We start from the raw sequence: 16,770 nt of genomic DNA, 5'->3' as shown, positions 1-16,770 counted from the left end.
GCCAAGCCATTCAAGCCGTCTCGAAAAAACACCTGAACAGCCCGCATGAGTGGGCTGCAGCTGTATTTCAAGACACTGAATTACATCTTGGGCATCCCGCCGCCACCTGGCAGCATTCCACCCATACCACGCATCATTTTCGCCATGCCGCCCTTGGCGGTGAATTTTTTCATCATTTTCTGCATCTGCTTGTGCTGTTTTATCAGCCGGCCGATGTCTTGAACCTGGGTACCAGAACCCATGGCGATACGACGCTTGCGTGAACCACTGATAACTTCAGGGTCGCGACGCTCAGCTGGGGTCATCGAGTTGATGATGGCCTCCATCTGCTTGAATTGCTTTTCAGCTGCGCCCTGGGCATTGCCCATCTGAGCGAGATTCACCCCACCCATTTGCGGCAGCTTGTCCATGAGCCCGCCAAGGCCGCCCATGTTTTTCATTTGTTGTAGCTGGTCACGGAAGTCTTCGAGATCGAAGCCCTTGCCCTTTTTCAGCTTCTTGGTGAGCTTGTCGGCCTTGTCGCGATCAAGGGTTTGTTCAGCCTGCTCGATCAGGCTGAGCACGTCGCCCATACCAAGGATGCGCGAGGCTATACGGTCCGGGTGAAACGGCTCCAACGCATCGCTCTTCTCGCCCATGCCAATGAACTTGATCGGCTTGCCTGTAATTTGGCGCACGGACAGAGCCGCACCACCACGGGCATCACCGTCGACCTTGGTCAGTATTACCCCAGTCAGCGGCAGGGCATCAGCGAAGGCCTTGGCGGTGTTGGCGGCATCCTGACCGGTCATGGCGTCGACCACGAACAGGGTTTCGGCAGGCTTGACCGCTGCGTGCAGCGCCTGGATCTCAGCCATCATCTCAGCATCAACGGCCAAGCGACCGGCGGTATCGACCAGCACCACATCAATGTACTTGAGCTTGGCTTCGCTAATGGCCGCCTGGGCAATCGCCACGGGCTTTTGCGTGATGTCCGAGGGGAAGAAGGTCACGCCAATATCATTGGCCAGGGTTTCCAGCTGCTTGATCGCCGCAGGGCGATAAACGTCAGCAGAAACCACCAGTACGCTTTTCTTCTTACGTTCTTTTAGAAACTTTGCCAGCTTACCGACGGTGGTGGTTTTACCCGCACCTTGCAGGCCTGCCATCAACACCACCGCTGGCGGCGTCACATTCAATGCCAGGTCTTCGTTGGCGGCGCCCATCAGCTCTTCGAGCTCGGCGCGCACAATCTTCACAAAGGCTTGGCCCGGGGTCAGGCTTTTAGACACTTCCGTGCCGACCGCGCGGTCCTTAACCCGGTTGACGAACTCTTTGACCACCGGCAACGCAACGTCAGCCTCGAGCAAAGCCATACGCACTTCACGCAGGGTGTCCTGGATATTTTCCTCTGTCATCTTGGCTTTGCCAGTGACATTTCGCAGCGATTGCGAGAGGCGGTCTGTCAGATTTTCGAACATGCTCGTTCCTTTCAGGTTCAACCGAACCGAGGCTGGGCTTGCAACTAGCCGGCGATTATAACCAACTGTTTGCAACACTGACACCGCCAGTAGTCTTTCGTAAATTATGCTTTATGTGCCAAACTCAGCGCCTTTCGGGCTTTCCCTACTAGGATTTATGCACCCATTGCTGCCCAGCTTAGCGGCCGCATGCCTTTACGGCGGCGCTGCAATCTACCAAGGCCTGCGCCTTTCCACGCGCAGCAACCCTGACAAACGCCTGCTTGGCCTGCTCGGCGCGCTCGCGCTGTTGTTTCATGGCGGCAGTCTTTTCGTGCAAATGCATCACGATATTGGCATGCAGTTGGACTTCTTCAACGCAGCCAGCCTGATTACATTCGCCGTGATCAGCATCACATTACTGGCCTGCCTGCGCATTCCGGTGGAAAATTTGTTGCTGTTTTTATTTCCGCTGGGCTGCATAACCGTGCTGCTCGCACAATTCATGCCCATAGGCACCATAGACCCAATCGACGAAGAACCCGGCATCATTGCCCACATCCTGCTGTCGATCATTGCCTATGGCATGCTGACGATTGCGGTATTCCAGGCCTTGCTGGTGTCCATGCAGGACTACCAGCTCAAGCACAAGCACCCATCGGGCCTGACCAAGAACTTCCCGCCGCTACAAACCATGGAAAGCTTGCTGTTTGGCTTCCTGTGGGCTGGCTGGATCTTGCTTTCGCTGTCGCTGTTGTCGGGTGCGCTTTTCATCGATGACTTGTTTGCACAGCATTTAGTGCATAAAACCATCCTTTCTTGCTTCGCCTGGATCGTCTTCGCCGTACTCCTCTGGGGTCGCCATCAACTTGGCTGGCGTGGACACAAGGCAATTCGCTGGACCCTCGCAGGCTTTTGCCTGTTGATGCTCGCCTACTTTGGCAGCAAGCTGGTCCGTGAATTTATTCTGCACATATAGGTAGGCCCGCACCTCGTGGACACATTGCCCCCCGGCTTTTTGCTTGGCGTTCTGATTTTCCTGCTGGCTTGTTCAGCCTTCTTTTCCAGCTCCGAAACCGGCATCCTCAGCCTTAACCGCTATCGCCTGCGCCACCTGACCAAAGAAGGTCATCGCGGCGCCAAGCGCGTCAGCGCCCTGCTCAGCCGCCCAGACCGGCTGCTCGGGACAATCCTGATCGGCAACAACTTCGTCAATATCCTCGCATCCTCGATTGCCACCGTATTGGCCATCAAGCTGTGGGGCGAAGCCGGTATCGCCATTGCCACCATTGGTTTGACAATCGCCCTGCTGATATTCGGCGAAATCACCCCAAAGACCCTGGCAGCCCTACACCCAGAGCGCGTGGCCTATCCGTTCAGCATGCCACTGAGCATCCTGCTCAAGCTGTTTTACCCGCTGGTCATCATGCTCGGCTGGATCAGCAACGGCATCCTCAGGCTGCTTGGTGTTGACCCCACCAGCAAAAGCAGTGACAGCCTGACCACAGAAGAACTGCGCAGCGTTGTGCGCGAGTCAGGCCATGAGCTGCCGAAAAACCGCCAGAGCATGCTGCTGGGCATTCTTGACCTGGAAAAGGTCACGGTTAACGACATCATGATTCCGCGCAATGAAGTCACCGGCATCGACCTTGAAGACGATATCGAGGTCATCATCACCCAACTGGTCAGCACCACGCACACCCGTTTGCCGGTATTTCGCAACGATATCAACCAGATCGAAGGCGTGGTGCACATCCGTCAGATTGCCCGCCTGCTAACCAGCAACCAACTGACCAAGGACAGCCTGCTGGGTGCCTGCATGGAGCCGTATTTCGTGCCCGAAAGCACGCCACTCTCGACCCAGCTGATCAACTTCCAGAAGCAGAAACACCGCATCGGCATCGTCGTTGATGAGTACGGCGACGTGATCGGCGTAGTTTCGCTTGAAGACATCCTTGAAGAAATCGTTGGCGACTTCAGCAACCAGAACACCCTGCGCAACCCGGACATCCACCCGCAAGATGATGGTACCCAGGTCATCGACGGTGCGGCCTACATCCGTGAAGTCAACAAAGCGCTGGGATGGGAATTACCCTGCGAGGGGCCAAAAACCCTGAATGGCTTGATTACCGAGGTTCTTGAAAGCATCCCTGACAGCCCGGTGTGCCTGAAGATTGGCAACTATCACCTGGAAATTCTGCAATCCTCTGACAACCGCGTTAAAAGCGTGAAGGTCTGGCAAGCAGATAGCGGCGATACGGACAACGATGCTAACGACTGATAGCGTCCGCTAGAGCCTGGGCCCAATCCCGATAACCCATGCTTGATGGGTGATAGCCATCAAGCGCCAGGTACCCGGCAGCCAGCCTCGGCCTCAGGGGCACATATTGAGCGCCACATCCAGCCGCGACCTGCTGCAACTGTGCATCCAGCTGCTGCGCCCGGGCGCCCAGCAGCCAGCGCATCAGCCACGGCAGCGCACTGAAGTGCTGCAACGGCGGCACGCCCGTCAGCACCAACGATCCGCTCCTCGCCTGCAAACCCGCCGCCAAGCTGCACAACGCAGAGCGCCAGCGCCGCAGCCCGGTCAGATGCGTGCAATCATTAACCCCAAACACCAGCACGACCCAGTCAAGGCCGTCGACCTCCACTTGCGGCAGCAAGCGCTGGCACGCCTGTTCGGCGGTAATGCCGTTCTCGCCCAGCGCCCACCATGCAACCGGCCGCCGATGACGAACAGCCAATTCTTCGGCCAGTTGCCCGACCAGCCCTTGTTGCAGGCAGCTTACACCGACGCCGACCACAGTCGACTCACCGAGCATCAACAAGCGCAAGGGCTGGCCCGCATACTGGGGCCGGGCCAGCCCTCGGACCGGTCCGGCAGCAGGCGCAAGACGCAGCGCAGTCCGCCGCGTATGGATCGCCAGTGGCAACAGCAGCGGCGACAACAGCCCGACAAGCAACCACCAGCGCCAACCCTGGATGTTCACAGCTCGACTTCAACCGCCTCGGCCGCACGCATTGCCTTGGCCCGCGCCAATTCCAGCGATTCATCACGCGCCAGGGCGACACCCATGCGTCGCTGGCCATTGACTTGCGGCTTGCCGAACAGGCGCAGCATGGTGTCAGGCTCTGCCAGCGCAGCGCCCAGATTACCGAAGCTGACCTGCTCCGATTGACCCTCGACCAGCACGACAGCCGAGGCCGAAGGACCAAACTGGCGAATCACCGGGATTGGCAGCCCAAGAATGGCCCGCGCGTGCAAGGCAAACTCAGACAGGTCCTGGGAAATCAGGGTCACCATGCCAGTGTCGTGCGGGCGTGGCGAGATTTCACAGAACCAGACCTGATCGCCCTTAACAAACAACTCGACACCAAACAGGCCGCGCCCACCAAGCGAGTCCGTCACCGCCAAGGCAATGCGCTCGGCCTCTGCCATGGCCTTGGCACTCATCGGCTGCGGCTGCCAGGACTCCTGGTAATCTCCACGCTCCTGGCGATGGCCTACAGGCGCACAGAAGGTGGTGCCATTGATATGACGTACCGTCAGCAGCGCAATCTCGTAGTCAAAATCGATAAAACCCTCGACAATCACCCGCCCCTTGCCCGCGCGACCGCCCTCCTGCGCGTAATCCCAGGCCGGCAGGACGTCCGCCGCGCCCTTGAGCACCGACTGGCCCTTGCCGGAAGAGCTCATGATTGGCTTGACCACGCAGGGGAAACCAATTTTGGCCACTGCAGCTTCGAACGCCTCGAAGGAGTCAGCGAATTCATAGGGCGAGGTTGGCAGGCCAAGCTCTTCGGCGGCCAAACGGCGAATACCTTCGCGATTCATGGTCAACTGGGCAGCACGCGCGCTGGGAATCACGGTGTAGCCTTCATTTTCCAGCTCAGCCAGGGTCGCAGTGGCGATCGCCTCGATCTCGGGCACGATGTAATGCGGCTTTTCCTGCTCGATCACGGCGCGTAGCTGCGCGCCATCAAGCATATTGACCACATGACTGCGGTGCGCAACCTGCATCGCCGGGGCATTGGCATAGCGATCAACGGCAATCACCTCAACTCCGAGGCGCTGCAACTCGATCACCACTTCCTTGCCCAGCTCGCCCGAGCCACAGAGCAATACACGTGTCGCGCTAGGTGATAACGGGGTTCCGATACAGGACATAACAATTCCTTGGGCTAGCTTAAATATAAGGGAAGTCAGCCCGCGCAGATTGCGCCAGGGCCAATGGATACACAAACCAGCATGACGTATGCGCTAGAGAATAATGCCTTTGCTCACCGCGCGCTGATGGCAGCGCTGCAGCACCTCACGCCGCTCCTGGTTATCCATGCGGCTCCAGCAGGTAATTTCAGCAACATTGCGCTGGCAGCCAATGCAAATGTCCTCTTCATCCAACGCACAGACGTGCACGCAGGGTGAGGCAACTGGACGCTCATCGCTCATTAATCTTCTTGCTCGGTCAAATCACGCGCATAGCGCTGGGCGTTGTGGACATAGTGCGCAGCACTGGCCTCAAGCATTTTCTTTTGCCCGTCAGTCAGCTCGCGCACAACCTTGCCTGGCGAGCCCATGACCAGCGAACCATCAGGAATTTCCTTGCCCTCGCCAATCAGCGAGTTGGCGCCAATGATGCAATACTTGCCGATCTTGGCACCATTGAGCACCACGGCATTGATCCCGATCAAGCTGTAGTCACCCACAGTGCAACCATGCAGCATGGCGTTATGACCAACAGTCACTCCCTTACCGAGGCTGAGCGGAAACCCCATGTCGGTGTGCATGACACTGCCGTCCTGCACGTTGCTGTGTTCGCCAATGTGGATCAGTTCGTTATCACCGCGCAGCACGGCGTTAAACCAAACGCTTGCGCCCTGCTCCAGCTTGACCTTGCCGACCAGGGTGGCATTCGGCGCGGCCCAGCTTTCAGGATGGGCATCAACTTCGGATTGTCCAAGACGGTATTTCACGGCATTCCTCACGTAAGGCTAATGAAGTGTTTTGGCGGCGCGTGCAGATCGATCGGCGATTCGTCGTACAGCAGATTGATCAACTCGACCAGCATGATCGCCGTCAGCCCCCATATTTTATATTCGTCGTAGCGGTAGCTCGGCACATACCAACTTTTGCCGAGGTAGTCGATACGGTGTGTGGTTTCGCGCGGGTCTTCACGAAAAAACCTCAACGGCACCGAGAACACCGAGGCAATCTCGCCATCGTTGGCCCGGTAATCGACAAAGTCGGGCACCACCCCCACGAACGGCGTGACTTGTATGCCGTGACGTGAAACCAAGGTACTGAGCGGACCGATCACCTCGACCAAGCCAGGCGGCAAGGCGATCTCTTCCTCCGCCTCACGCAGCGCGGTTTGCACAAGATCCTGGTCTTCAGGGTCACGACGACCGCCAGGAAAGGCAACCTCGCCACCGTGCGTGGACAAACCACTGGCACGCAGGGTCAGTACGACTTCAGGGTCATCACTGCGGGTAATCGGCACCAGCACCGCCGCCTCCGGGAAACTGCTATCGGTTTCCAGAACTAACGGCTGATGGGACCGTACACGTTGGAGTAGCTCATCGAGCATGGGCAATCTCAGTGTTCTCTTTCTTATCTGGATAATGGCATGAAAGCCGACGACACCCAAGCTTGATACAGTGCTGATATTGCCGTTTTAAGGACACAGAGGAACCACTGGCGAAGGTAGAGAGCGACCATATGAGAAGGCGCAACGATCGGCGAGAGCAACAGCCAAAAGCTGGCCGCCAGCGAGTCAAGAACCGCGAGAATCGACCGCGCCCCCGCTCGACCTTAGTAGCCTGAGTGAGCATTTGACTCGCTTCGCCCTTCCCTTCGGGACCGCACCTGAATGCGTTCAGCCTCAAGGCTGTGAGCCGTTTTTAATGCAGTAATATCGAACCCAGTAGTTTTCAGAGGCTCCTCAGATTGATTCAAGCAGGCTTATCAAGCCAAGATATGCAATGAGTAGCGAGGAAACGGCATGAAATTCTGCAGTCAGTGCGGCAACCCGGTTAGCCATAGAATCCCCGAGGGAGACAGCCGTTTACGCTTTGTCTGCGAGCTTTGCAGCACCATTCACTATGAGAACCCGCGCATCGTCGCCGGCTGCATTCCGGTTTGGAACCAGCAAATCCTGCTTTGCCGCCGGGCAATCGAACCGCGTCGCGGTTTCTGGACACTGCCTGCCGGTTTCATGGAAAATGGCGAGACCATCGAGCAAGCCGCCGCCCGCGAGACAGCAGAAGAAGCCTGCGCTCGCGTACATGACCTAATGCTGTATAACCTGATTGATCTACCGCATATCAACCAGGTGCATGTATTCTTCCGTGCAGAGCTAACCGACCTCGACTTTGCAGTAGGCGCCGAAAGCCTGGAAGTCGCACTATTCAGTGAGGCCGACATCCCTTGGTCCGAGCTGGCTTTCCCGACAATCGGGCGTACTTTAGAATGCTACTTTGCCGACCGCCTGACGGCTCAATTCCCGGTCCGCAATGAGTCCCTAGAGGCCTTGCGTGCGCACTATAAAAAAGTAGCTTTTTGATCATATGGATATCGTTCTGATGCGCTGGTTGCTGGTTTTAATCTGCTTTTCCTTTGTTGCAAACGCGGGTGCAAACACGCTCGCGCCACCACCTCAACAAAAAAGCCACGCGACTCAGCGCATCGACAAGGTGTTGATCCTCAAGTCCGAACGCAAGCTGCAACTCATCAGCAAAGGCCAGCCATTCAAAAGCTACCGCGTGTCTTTGGGTAAAAAGCCCCAAGGCCACAAGCAGTTTGAAGGTGACCAACGCACGCCAGAAGGGATTTACTGGATTGACTGGCGCAAAACCAGTGACAACTACCAGCTGTCGATGCACATCTCCTACCCCAACGCCCGCGACCAGGCCTTTGCGCGCAGCAAAGGGCTATCGGCTGGCGGCATGATCATGATTCATGGCACCCCGATCGACGAAGAGTATCCTGAGTGGTATTTCAGCACGCTGGACTGGACCAACGGCTGCATCGCCATGAAAAACACCGACATGCGTGAAATCTGGTCACTGGTCAAGGACGGCACGCTGATCGAAATACGCCCCTGACTTGCGCGCTTGGCAGGCTATTGCACCCGATGTCTAACTCAGAACTGCAGATCAGAAAGTCGCCAAACTTGATAAGCAGGGGTTTCGTAAGGGTGACTGGTTTTCAAGGCCTTGACGCTGTCATGGATTAGTTCATCGGCCACCACCACCTCGACCTTCCATTCCGCCATCCGCTCGACAACGCCTTCATTTCCCAGATAGGGCCGGCTGCCTGGCAGCGGTCGAAACTGACCTTGCCCCGGCACCTGCCAGCAACAATGGTCATAGTTACCTATATGCCCGGCCCCTGCGGCAAAAATTGCAGCTTTAACGGTTTCAAGGTGACTTTCAGGCACGTAAAAGCACAATTTGTACATTAAGATCTCCGCTATACAGGCAGTCAGGCAATAATGCCATTTTGCCATCAACGTATCTAACCGCAGTTCAAATAATCCTTAATCTAAAGACCTGAATCCCTGGAAAACGTTCAGCGGCGACACCGGTGCCTGCGCTCGAGCCAACGAAACATGACCGCCATCACAATTGGCCAGACACCCACCGTGAGCAACTGCCGAGGGGCACAAAACATAGCGGGCAAGCACAGTCCAGATGCCTGGGTGAAAATCCAGCGCGCCAATACAACAACGCCTCACCAGATCAAGCCTGGCGAGGCGCTGTTAATGATTCGCCAGGCTAACCATCAGCCTGACGGAACAAGAGGTCGTTAATCGACCCACACACGGGCATTGCGGAACATGCGCAACCAGGCACCGTCTTCATTCCACTCATCCGGACACCAGGAGTTCTGCACGGCGCGGAAGACCCGCTCAGGGTGCGGCATCATGATGGTCACGCGGCCGTCACGGCTGGTCAGGCCAGTAATGCCACGCGGCGAACCGTTGGGGTTGGCGGGATAGGTTTCGGTGATCTTGCCGTGGTTGTCGACAAACCGCATTGCAACGCAACCCGACAAATCGGCCTCAAGCAAGGCTTCCTCACTCGCGAACTCGGCGTGACCTTCACCATGGGCAATGGCGATTGGCATGCGCGAACCGGCCATGCCACGCAGGAAGATCGACTCGGACTCCTGCACCTGGACCATCGCCACGCGAGCCTCGAACTGCTCGGAACGGTTGCGCACGAAGTGCGGCCAGAACTCGCTACCTGGAATCAGCTCATGCAGGTTGGAGAGCATCTGGCAACCGTTACACACGCCCAGCGAAAAGCTGTCTTTACGCTCGAAAAACGCGCTGAACGCATCACGCGCCCGGTTGTTGAACAGGATTGACTTGGCCCAGCCTTCGCCAGCCCCAAGCACGTCACCATAGGAGAAGCCGCCACAAGCCACCAGGCCCTTGAAGCTGTCCAGGTCAACGCGCCCCGCGAGAATATCGCTCATATGCACATCGACAGCGCTGAAGCCGGCACGGTCGAACGCAGCCGCCATTTCAACCTGGCCGTTGACGCCTTGCTCACGCAGTACAGCGATCTGCGGGCGCAGACCTTTCTTGATAAAAGGCGCGGCGATGTCTTCGTTGACATCAAAACCCAGCTTGACGCTCAGGCCTGGGTTGTCTTCTTCGAGCAGGGCATCGAATTCCTGGTCGGCACATTCGGCGTTATCACGCAGACGCTGAATCTGATAGCTGGTCTCGGACCACTGACGCTGCAGAATCCGGCGTTCTGCCGAGAATACCGCGACATCCTTGTAGCTGATTTCGATGTGGCCGTTGTTGACCGGCTTGCCGATCACAGCAACACAGTCATCAAGACCTGCCGCCGAGAACTGGGCGAGCACTTCCGCGGTGAAGTCCTGATGGACCTGGATAACCGCACCCAGTTCTTCGTTGAACAGCACACCGGCCAATTCGGCATGGTTCAGTGCCAGGGTGTCGAGTTGCAGGTTGAGCCCGCAGTGCCCAGCAAAGGCCATCTCCACCACGGTCGCCAACAGGCCACCATCGGAACGGTCGTGATAAGCCAGCAGTCGACCGTCAGCATTGAGCCCCTGGATAACGGCAAAGAATGCCTTGAGGTCTTCTGCGTCATCGACATCCGGGGCCTGCTTGCCCAGCTTGCCGTAGACCTGTGCCAGGATCGAGGCCCCCATGCGGTTCTGGCCACGGCCGAGATCGATCAGGATCAGATCGGTCTCGCCTTTGTCCATGCGCAGTTCAGGGGTCAGCGTGCGACGAATATCGGTAACCGGAGCGAAGCCAGTGACGATCAAGGACATTGGCGAGGTCACGCTCTTGTCGTCGTCACCATCCTGCCAACGGGTCTTCATCGACATCGAGTCCTTACCCACCGGAATGGTGATCCCCAACTCAGGGCACAGCTCCATGCCGACCGCTTTTACCGTGTCGTAAAGGCGAGCATCTTCACCCGGATGCCCGGCAGCGGCCATCCAGTTGGCCGACAGCTTGATGTCGGACAGCTTGGCGATGCAGGCACCCGCCATGTTGGTCAGTGTTTCGCCAATGGCCATACGCCCGGAGGCCGGTGCGTCGAGCAAAGCCAATGGCGTGCGCTCACCCATGGCCATGGCTTCGCCGTTGTAGGTGTCGAAGCTGGCTGCGGTCACGGCGCAATCGGCAACCGGAACCTGCCAGGGGCCAACCATTTGGTCACGCGTCACCATGCCGGTGATGGTACGGTCGCCAATGGTGATCAAGAAATTCTTGCTGGCCACGGCCGGGTGATGCAGGACGCGGCTTACCGCTTCACTGATATCAACCGCAGCCGGGTCAAAATCATCGCCCAGCTCGGCTTCGCGGTCTGCACTGCGGTGCATGCGCGGCGCCTTGCCAAGCAGCACGTTGAGAGGCATATCGACTGCGTTGTTGCCGAAATGGCTGTCGGCAACGGTCAGGTGCCGTTCCTCAGTGGCCTCGCCGACCACTGCGAACGGGCAGCGCTCACGCTCGCAAATCGCTTTGAAACGCTCAAAGTTAGCGGCATCGACCGCCAGCACGTAGCGTTCCTGGGATTCGTTACACCAGATTTCCAGTGGCGCCATGCCCGGTTCATCGTTAGGCACCGCACGCAGGTCAAAACGACCACCACGCTCGCCATCGTTAACCAGTTCCGGGAATGCATTGGACAAGCCGCCCGCGCCAACGTCATGGATAAAGCTGATTGGGTTGTCTTCGCCCAACTGCCAGCAGCGGTCGATAACCTCTTGGCAACGACGCTCCATTTCCGGGTTTTCACGCTGAACCGAAGCAAAGTCAAGATCAGCCGAGCTGGCACCGGTGGCCATGGACGAAGCAGCGCCACCGCCCAAGCCAATCAACATGGCCGGGCCGCCGAGCACGATCAGCTTGGAGCCAACCGTGATTTCGGCTTTCTGTACGTGGTCTTCGCGGATGTTGCCCATGCCGCCTGCCAGCATGATCGGCTTGTGGTAACCCCGGACTTCGTCGCCGTGCGGTGTGCTGATCGACTGTTCGAAAGTACGGAAATAACCGGTCAGTGCCGGACGACCGAATTCATTGTTGAACGCCGCGCCACCCAAGGGGCCTTCGAGCATGATATCCAGCGCAGTGACAATGCGCTCAGGTTTGCCGTAAGGCACTTCCCAAGGCTGTTCGAAGCCAGGGATCTGCAGGTTGGATACGGTAAAGCCTGTCAGGCCCGCCTTTGGCTTGGCGCCACGACCGGTTGCGCCTTCGTCGCGAATCTCACCGCCCGAGCCGGTCGATGCACCCGGGAAAGGCGCAATCGCGGTTGGGTGGTTGTGGGTCTCGACCTTCATCAGGATGTGCACAGGCTCTTTGACGGCGCCGTATTCACGGGTTTGTGCATTCGGGAAGAAACGGCCGGCCGTACTGCCCACGATCACCGCAGCGTTGTCTTTATAGGCCGACAGAACGCCTTCGCTGTGCATCTGGTAGGTATTTTTGATCATGCCAAACAGCGATTTTTCCTGCGCCTGGCCATCGATATCCCAGCTCGCATTGAAGATCTTGTGACGGCAATGCTCGGAGTTGGCCTGGGCGAACATCATCAGTTCGATGTCATGCGGGTTGCGGCCCAAAGTACCGAAACTGCTGACCAGGTAATCGATTTCATCTTCAGCCAGTGCCAGGCCCAGCTCGACGTTGGCTTTTTCCAGCGCAGCCCGGCCGCCACCGAGCACATCGACCACGGTCAGTGGCTTGGGCGTCGCGTGGCTGAACAGCGCCGCGGCGTCTTCCATGTTTTCCAGGACCACCTGGGTCATGCGGTCATGCAGCAGCACTGCAACCTGCTCGCGCGCGGCGGCATCAAGCTCGCCAGTCACGTAGTAGGCAATGCCGCGCTCAACGCGATGAATTTTCGCCAGGCCACAGTTGCGGGCGATATCGCTGGCCTTGCTCGACCAGGGCGAAATAGTGCCAAAACGTGGAATCGTCAGAAACAAGCGACCGCTTGGCTCCTGCACTTCTACACTTGGCCCGTATTTGAGCAAACGAGCCAAGACTTGCTCTTCGTCAGCGGTCAGGACACCGACAACATCGGCGAAGTGTGCAAATTCGGCGTACAGCCCAGTAACAGCCGGTATTTTGCGGGTAAGTTGCTCAAGCAACTTGCCGTGACGAAAAGCAGAAAGAGCGGGGGCGCCGCGCAAGATCAACATCGATGACAGCCTCTGGGAAGGGGGTGTGCTTTGAGGCCGTGCATTCTAGCCTAAAGCGCCGAACACATCACCCGTTTGCCTACGCCAAAACGACAGCCTGCTTGCTAGCAGAGAAGCAGTCGCCTGTCGAGATATTGCAAGGCGAATCCTTTGCGTATACTGCATCGATGTATTCCCAATCTGCGATCCGCACGCGCTACGCCAAATGGCTGTCAGCGATCGGAATCCTTCTGCTGCTGAATGGCTGTGGGGCCGAAGAAAAAGTACCCACAACCCTTGAGCAAGTGCAGGCGGAGGGAGTACTGCGCGTGATCACCAGGAACAGCCCGGCCACCTATTTCCAGGATCGCAACGGCGAGACAGGCTTTGAATATGAGCTGGTCAAACGTTTTGCCGCCGACCTTAAAGTCGAGCTGAAAATTGAAACAGCCGACAATTTGGATGATCTGTTTAACCGTTTAAACAGCGCAGACGGTCCGGTTTTGGCTGCCGCTGGTCTGGTCGATAGCCCCGGCCGCAAGCAACAAGCGCTGTTTTCCAAGCCTTATCTCGAAGTCACCCCGCAAGTTATTTATCGCCAAGGCGAGCGTCGCCCTACCCGCCCCGAGGATTTACTCGGCAAACGTATCGTAGTGCTCAAGGGCAGCAGCCATGCCGAGCAACTGGCTGAACTCAAAGTGCAAATGCCAACCCTTGAGTACGAAGAATCTTCCGACGTGGAAATCGTCGACTTGCTGCGCATGGTCGATGAAGGCCAGATCGACCTGACGCTGGTCGACTCCAACGAGCTGGCAATGAACCAGGTCTATTTCCCCAATGTACGCGTGGCCTTCGACCTGGGCGACTCGCTCAATCTCGCCTGGGCAGTAAAGCCGGGCGAAGACCACAGCCTCCTCGACGAGGTCAACACCTTCATTGCCCGCGCCAAGGAAAACGGCAGCCTCAAGCGCTTGACCGATCGTTACTACGGCCACGTTGATGTACTGGGTTATGTCGGCGCGTACACCTTTGCCCAGCACCTGCAAAAGCGCTTGCCACGTTATGAGCAATTTTTCCGCCAGGCTGGGCGCGACAACAATATGGACTGGCGATTACTCGCTGCCATGGGTTACCAGGAATCACTTTGGCAACCCACCGCCACCTCTAAAACAGGGGTTCGCGGGCTTATGATGCTCACCCTGCGCACAGCTCAGGCAATGGGCGTTTCCAATCGCCTGGACCCCAAGCAAAGCATTGATGGCGGTGCCAAGTACATTATTCACGTTAAAGAGCTACTGCCAGAAAGCATTCCAGAGCCAGACCGGACCTGGTTCGCCCTCGCCGCCTATAACGTGGGCGGCGGCCACCTGGAGGATGCCCGCAAACTCACCGAAGCCGAAGGGCTCGATCCGAACAAGTGGCTGGACGTGCAGTCAATCCTGCCGCGGCTTGCGCAAAAGAAGTGGTACAGCAAAACGCGCTACGGTTATGCGCGCGGCGGCGAGCCTGTGCATTTTGTACGTAACATCCGCCGCTACTACGACATTCTCACCTGGGTAACCCAGCCACAGCTCGAGAGCAACCAGGTCGTCGAGAGCGGCATGCACCTGCCCGGCGTAAGCAAAGAAACAATAGAAGCCGAATCGCCTCCGCTCTAGCCCGGCAACGGCTGCCTAGCGCGCAGCATTGGCGCGGCGCGCCTTGAAAAACGCGCTCAGCATTTCACTGCACTCCAGAGCCAGCACCCCACCTTCGATCAGGACCCTGTGATTGAGGAACGCCTGACTGAAAAACTCCCCACGGCTCTGGGCCACGCCAGCCTTGGGTTCTGTCGCACCAAACACCACACGCTCAATGCGCGAATGCACGATCAACCCCGCACACATGCTGCAGGGTTCCAGGGTGACATACAGCGTGCTGCCCGGCAGGCGGTAGTTCGCCAACTGCCGGGCGGCATCGCGAATCGCCACCATCTCGGCATGAGCGCTTGGGTCATGGGTTGAAATCGGACAATTGAAACCACGGCCGATAATCTTGCCATCCTGCACCAGCACCGCGCCCACCGGCACCTCGCCCAGCGCTGCGCCCTGCCCGGCCAACAACAGCGCCTCCTGCATAAAGTGCTGATCCTGACTGCGATCAATAATTCTCGGTTGCCGCATCAAACCACCGCAATGGCGGCCATAAGGCCGGTTTCCATATGATCAATCACATGGCAATGGAACATCCATACCCCTGGATTATCAGCGACAAGGGCAATTTTAGCGGTCTCGTTCTTGCCCAACAGATAGGTGTCAGTGAAATAGGGAATGATCTTTTTCCGATTCGAACTGATGACCTTGAACGTCATGCCATGCAAGTGGATCGGGTGCAGATACTGCGCCATATTGCGCAACTCGAAAATATAGTGATTATTCAATTTAAGCGTAGCAATTGGCCGGTCGGCGCAGGTTTTATCGTTGATATCCCAGGCCTGACCGTTAATTTGCCAATACTTTGCCGGACCTGCTTGATTCGGATCTGCCAGCGACGCCGCCCACTCGAAGTTGAACTTGATTGTCTCGGCTTTGGCCAGGTCGGGCTCTGCAACCGGATTAGCGGGCAATGGCGCAGGCCACTCAGCCACCGGCTCGGTTGATGCCAGGCTCTTGATCGTTGCCAGGCGCACGGAGCCATCACGCAGCGACAGTTCAGTACCAGCCTCGGGCACGCGCAGCGCCAGGTCAAGGCGCATGCCAGCGCCAAGCCAATACTCCTTGCCAAGCTCACGCGGCTCAATCGGGTTGCCATCGATGGCGTAAATGCGCGACTCGGCATTGGGCAGGTTCAAACGATAAGTCACCGTATTGTCGAGATTGATCAGCCGCAATCTCACCACTTGCCCGGCTGGCAGCTCCAGCGTCGGCACATGCACGGCATTGATGGTCGACAGGCGTCCTCGCGTGCCTTCACGGGCAGCCTGGCGCGGCACACTGAACGGCGTGTATTGGCCTTGCTCATCAACGTGCCAGTTTTTTATGCTCAAGGTGCGCTCGTGCTTGAACTCGCTCGGTTCGCGCTCTTCAATGATTAGCGGACCAACAAGCCCCTGCCCCATCTGCTCGGAGCTGAAAAGATGTGGGTGATACCAGTAGCTGCCGGCATCAGGCGGAACGAAGTGGTAATCGAAATACTCGCCCGGCAACACCGGCATCTGCGAGACATAAGGCACACCATCCATGTCCAGCGGCAAACGGATGCCGTGCCAGTGAATGGTGGTCTGCTCAGGCAGTTTATTGATAAAGCGCACGCGCAGCAGATCGCCCTGACGACAGCGGATTTCCACGCCTGGCGCCATGCCGCCGTAACCCCAGGCGGTGGTCTTGTGCCCCGGCACCAGCTCTAAATCAACGGGTGCGGCGATTAATTCGTAGTCATGGGTTTTCTGGTCAAACGGACGACCCAGCCAATAACGAGCGCCACCGGCACCAATGCCAACAACACTCAAGCCCGCAAGACCTGCGAGCACTTGCCTACGCGTAAACGACATACAAACGGGCTCCTTATAGCCAATCAACTCGAGCCCATCAGGCGGCGGTGAACAGCGTTCTCTCTGTGGAGAACGGCGGTTACCTTAACGGCTGTGGCAAAAACCTGTATTGCCACAAA

At 57.5% G+C, this 16,770-nt stretch carries 15 protein-coding genes; 5 read left to right on the top strand and 10 right to left on the bottom strand.

Annotated features, from left to right (window positions below; all coding sequences use genetic code 11):
* Positions 1-80: 80 nt before the first annotated feature.
* The gene (gene ffh / locus CHB79_RS01335; protein ID WP_010484677.1) at positions 81-1,460 is read right to left on the bottom strand and encodes a signal recognition particle protein; all 1,380 of its coding nucleotides are present in this window, start codon (positions 1,458-1,460) and stop codon (positions 81-83) included.
* Between the two features lie 157 nt (positions 1,461-1,617).
* Here ffh and CHB79_RS01330 point away from each other — a divergent pair, with 157 nt between their 5' ends.
* The gene (locus CHB79_RS01330; protein ID WP_010484674.1) at positions 1,618-2,418 is read left to right on the top strand and encodes a cytochrome C assembly family protein; all 801 of its coding nucleotides are present in this window, start codon (positions 1,618-1,620) and stop codon (positions 2,416-2,418) included.
* 15 nt (positions 2,419-2,433) lie between these two features.
* Positions 2,434-3,720: an HlyC/CorC family transporter gene (locus CHB79_RS01325; RefSeq protein WP_089358649.1), complete on the top strand. Its 1,287-nt coding sequence runs from the start codon at positions 2,434-2,436 to the stop codon at positions 3,718-3,720.
* Here CHB79_RS01325 and CHB79_RS01320 read toward each other — a convergent pair.
* From CHB79_RS01320 to CHB79_RS01300, 5 genes are all read right to left on the bottom strand, one after another.
* Positions 3,710-4,429 carry an SGNH/GDSL hydrolase family protein gene (locus CHB79_RS01320; RefSeq protein ID WP_089358648.1) on the bottom strand — a complete coding sequence of 240 codons (720 nt, stop codon included), beginning with the start codon at positions 4,427-4,429 and terminating at the stop codon, positions 3,710-3,712. The genes CHB79_RS01325 and CHB79_RS01320 overlap by 11 nt on opposite strands.
* On the bottom strand, positions 4,426-5,607 hold the full coding sequence (gene purT, locus CHB79_RS01315) for a formate-dependent phosphoribosylglycinamide formyltransferase (RefSeq protein WP_089358647.1): 1,182 nt from the start codon (positions 5,605-5,607) through the stop codon (positions 4,426-4,428). The genes CHB79_RS01320 and purT overlap by 4 nt, the downstream gene beginning before the upstream one ends.
* Positions 5,608-5,700: 93 nt before the next feature.
* Positions 5,701-5,889, bottom strand: a complete 189-nt coding sequence (locus CHB79_RS01310) for a DUF1289 domain-containing protein (RefSeq protein WP_089358646.1) — start codon at positions 5,887-5,889, stop codon at positions 5,701-5,703.
* Entirely contained in the window at positions 5,889-6,413 is a 525-nt protein-coding gene (locus CHB79_RS01305) for a gamma carbonic anhydrase family protein (protein ID WP_089358645.1), read from the bottom strand. The genes CHB79_RS01310 and CHB79_RS01305 overlap by 1 nt, the downstream gene beginning before the upstream one ends.
* A gap of 8 nt (positions 6,414-6,421) precedes the next feature.
* Entirely contained in the window at positions 6,422-7,027 is a 606-nt protein-coding gene (locus tag CHB79_RS01300) for a CoA pyrophosphatase (RefSeq protein ID WP_010484661.1), read from the bottom strand.
* A gap of 414 nt (positions 7,028-7,441) precedes the next feature.
* On the opposite strand from CHB79_RS01300, the gene CHB79_RS01295 reads away from it, so the two are divergent.
* The gene (locus CHB79_RS01295; protein WP_089358644.1) at positions 7,442-8,002 is read left to right on the top strand and encodes an NUDIX hydrolase; all 561 of its coding nucleotides are present in this window, start codon (positions 7,442-7,444) and stop codon (positions 8,000-8,002) included.
* A gap of 19 nt (positions 8,003-8,021) precedes the next feature.
* A complete protein-coding gene (locus CHB79_RS01290) occupies positions 8,022-8,543 on the top strand; it encodes a L,D-transpeptidase family protein (RefSeq protein WP_010484657.1) in 522 nt (173 codons plus the stop codon).
* 38 nt (positions 8,544-8,581) lie between these two features.
* Here the strand turns inward: CHB79_RS01290 and CHB79_RS01285 are convergent, their stop codons facing one another.
* Both CHB79_RS01285 and purL read right to left on the bottom strand, forming a co-directional pair.
* Positions 8,582-8,899, bottom strand: a complete 318-nt coding sequence (locus CHB79_RS01285; protein WP_010484655.1) for a YqfO family protein — start codon at positions 8,897-8,899, stop codon at positions 8,582-8,584.
* Positions 8,900-9,246: 347 nt separating this feature from the next.
* Positions 9,247-13,143 carry a phosphoribosylformylglycinamidine synthase gene (gene purL, locus CHB79_RS01280; protein WP_089358643.1) on the bottom strand — a complete coding sequence of 1,299 codons (3,897 nt, stop codon included), beginning with the start codon at positions 13,141-13,143 and terminating at the stop codon, positions 9,247-9,249.
* 167 nt (positions 13,144-13,310) lie between these two features.
* On the opposite strand from purL, the gene mltF reads away from it, so the two are divergent.
* Complete coding sequence (gene mltF / locus CHB79_RS01275; RefSeq protein WP_010484650.1) at positions 13,311-14,780, top strand: membrane-bound lytic murein transglycosylase MltF; 1,470 nt, start codon at positions 13,311-13,313, stop codon at positions 14,778-14,780.
* A 15-nt stretch (positions 14,781-14,795) separates the two neighbouring features.
* On the opposite strand, the gene tadA is transcribed toward mltF, so the two are convergent.
* Both tadA and CHB79_RS01265 read right to left on the bottom strand, forming a co-directional pair.
* Positions 14,796-15,284, bottom strand: coding sequence for a tRNA adenosine(34) deaminase TadA (tadA, locus tag CHB79_RS01270; RefSeq protein WP_089358642.1), 489 nt, complete (start codon positions 15,282-15,284; stop codon positions 14,796-14,798).
* Positions 15,284-16,651 carry a multicopper oxidase family protein gene (locus CHB79_RS01265; protein ID WP_010484646.1) on the bottom strand — a complete coding sequence of 456 codons (1,368 nt, stop codon included), beginning with the start codon at positions 16,649-16,651 and terminating at the stop codon, positions 15,284-15,286. Before CHB79_RS01265 ends, tadA begins: the two co-directional genes overlap by 1 nt.
* Between the last annotated feature and the right edge of the window lie 119 nt (positions 16,652-16,770).

Origin of the sequence: Pseudomonas segetis (assembly GCF_900188155.1) — a bacterium.
GTDB classification, from domain to species: domain Bacteria; phylum Pseudomonadota; class Gammaproteobacteria; order Pseudomonadales; family Pseudomonadaceae; genus Aquipseudomonas; species Aquipseudomonas segetis.
The sequence above is the reverse complement of the archived record's forward strand: the minus strand, read 5'-3'. Positions and strand labels throughout refer to the sequence as shown.

Excerpts from the sequence above, each read along its gene's own strand:
- purL (WP_089358643.1), bottom strand. The coding sequence starts at position 13,143 with ATGTTGATCTTGCGCGGCGCCCCCGCTCTTTCTGCTTTTCGTCACGGC.
- CHB79_RS01300 (WP_010484661.1), bottom strand. The coding sequence starts at position 7,027 with ATGCTCGATGAGCTACTCCAACGTGTACGGTCCCATCAGCCGTTAGTT.
- CHB79_RS01285 (WP_010484655.1), bottom strand. The coding sequence starts at position 8,899 with ATGTACAAATTGTGCTTTTACGTGCCTGAAAGTCACCTTGAAACCGTT.
- tadA (WP_089358642.1), bottom strand. The coding sequence starts at position 15,284 with ATGCGGCAACCGAGAATTATTGATCGCAGTCAGGATCAGCACTTTATG.
- ffh (WP_010484677.1), bottom strand. The coding sequence starts at position 1,460 with ATGTTCGAAAATCTGACAGACCGCCTCTCGCAATCGCTGCGAAATGTC.
- CHB79_RS01330 (WP_010484674.1), top strand. The coding sequence starts at position 1,618 with ATGCACCCATTGCTGCCCAGCTTAGCGGCCGCATGCCTTTACGGCGGC.
- purT (WP_089358647.1), bottom strand. The coding sequence starts at position 5,607 with ATGTCCTGTATCGGAACCCCGTTATCACCTAGCGCGACACGTGTATTG.
- CHB79_RS01290 (WP_010484657.1), top strand. The coding sequence starts at position 8,022 with ATGCGCTGGTTGCTGGTTTTAATCTGCTTTTCCTTTGTTGCAAACGCG.
- CHB79_RS01295 (WP_089358644.1), top strand. The coding sequence starts at position 7,442 with ATGAAATTCTGCAGTCAGTGCGGCAACCCGGTTAGCCATAGAATCCCC.
- CHB79_RS01265 (WP_010484646.1), bottom strand. The coding sequence starts at position 16,651 with ATGTCGTTTACGCGTAGGCAAGTGCTCGCAGGTCTTGCGGGCTTGAGT.
- mltF (WP_010484650.1), top strand. The coding sequence starts at position 13,311 with ATGTATTCCCAATCTGCGATCCGCACGCGCTACGCCAAATGGCTGTCA.
- CHB79_RS01310 (WP_089358646.1), bottom strand. The coding sequence starts at position 5,889 with ATGAGCGATGAGCGTCCAGTTGCCTCACCCTGCGTGCACGTCTGTGCG.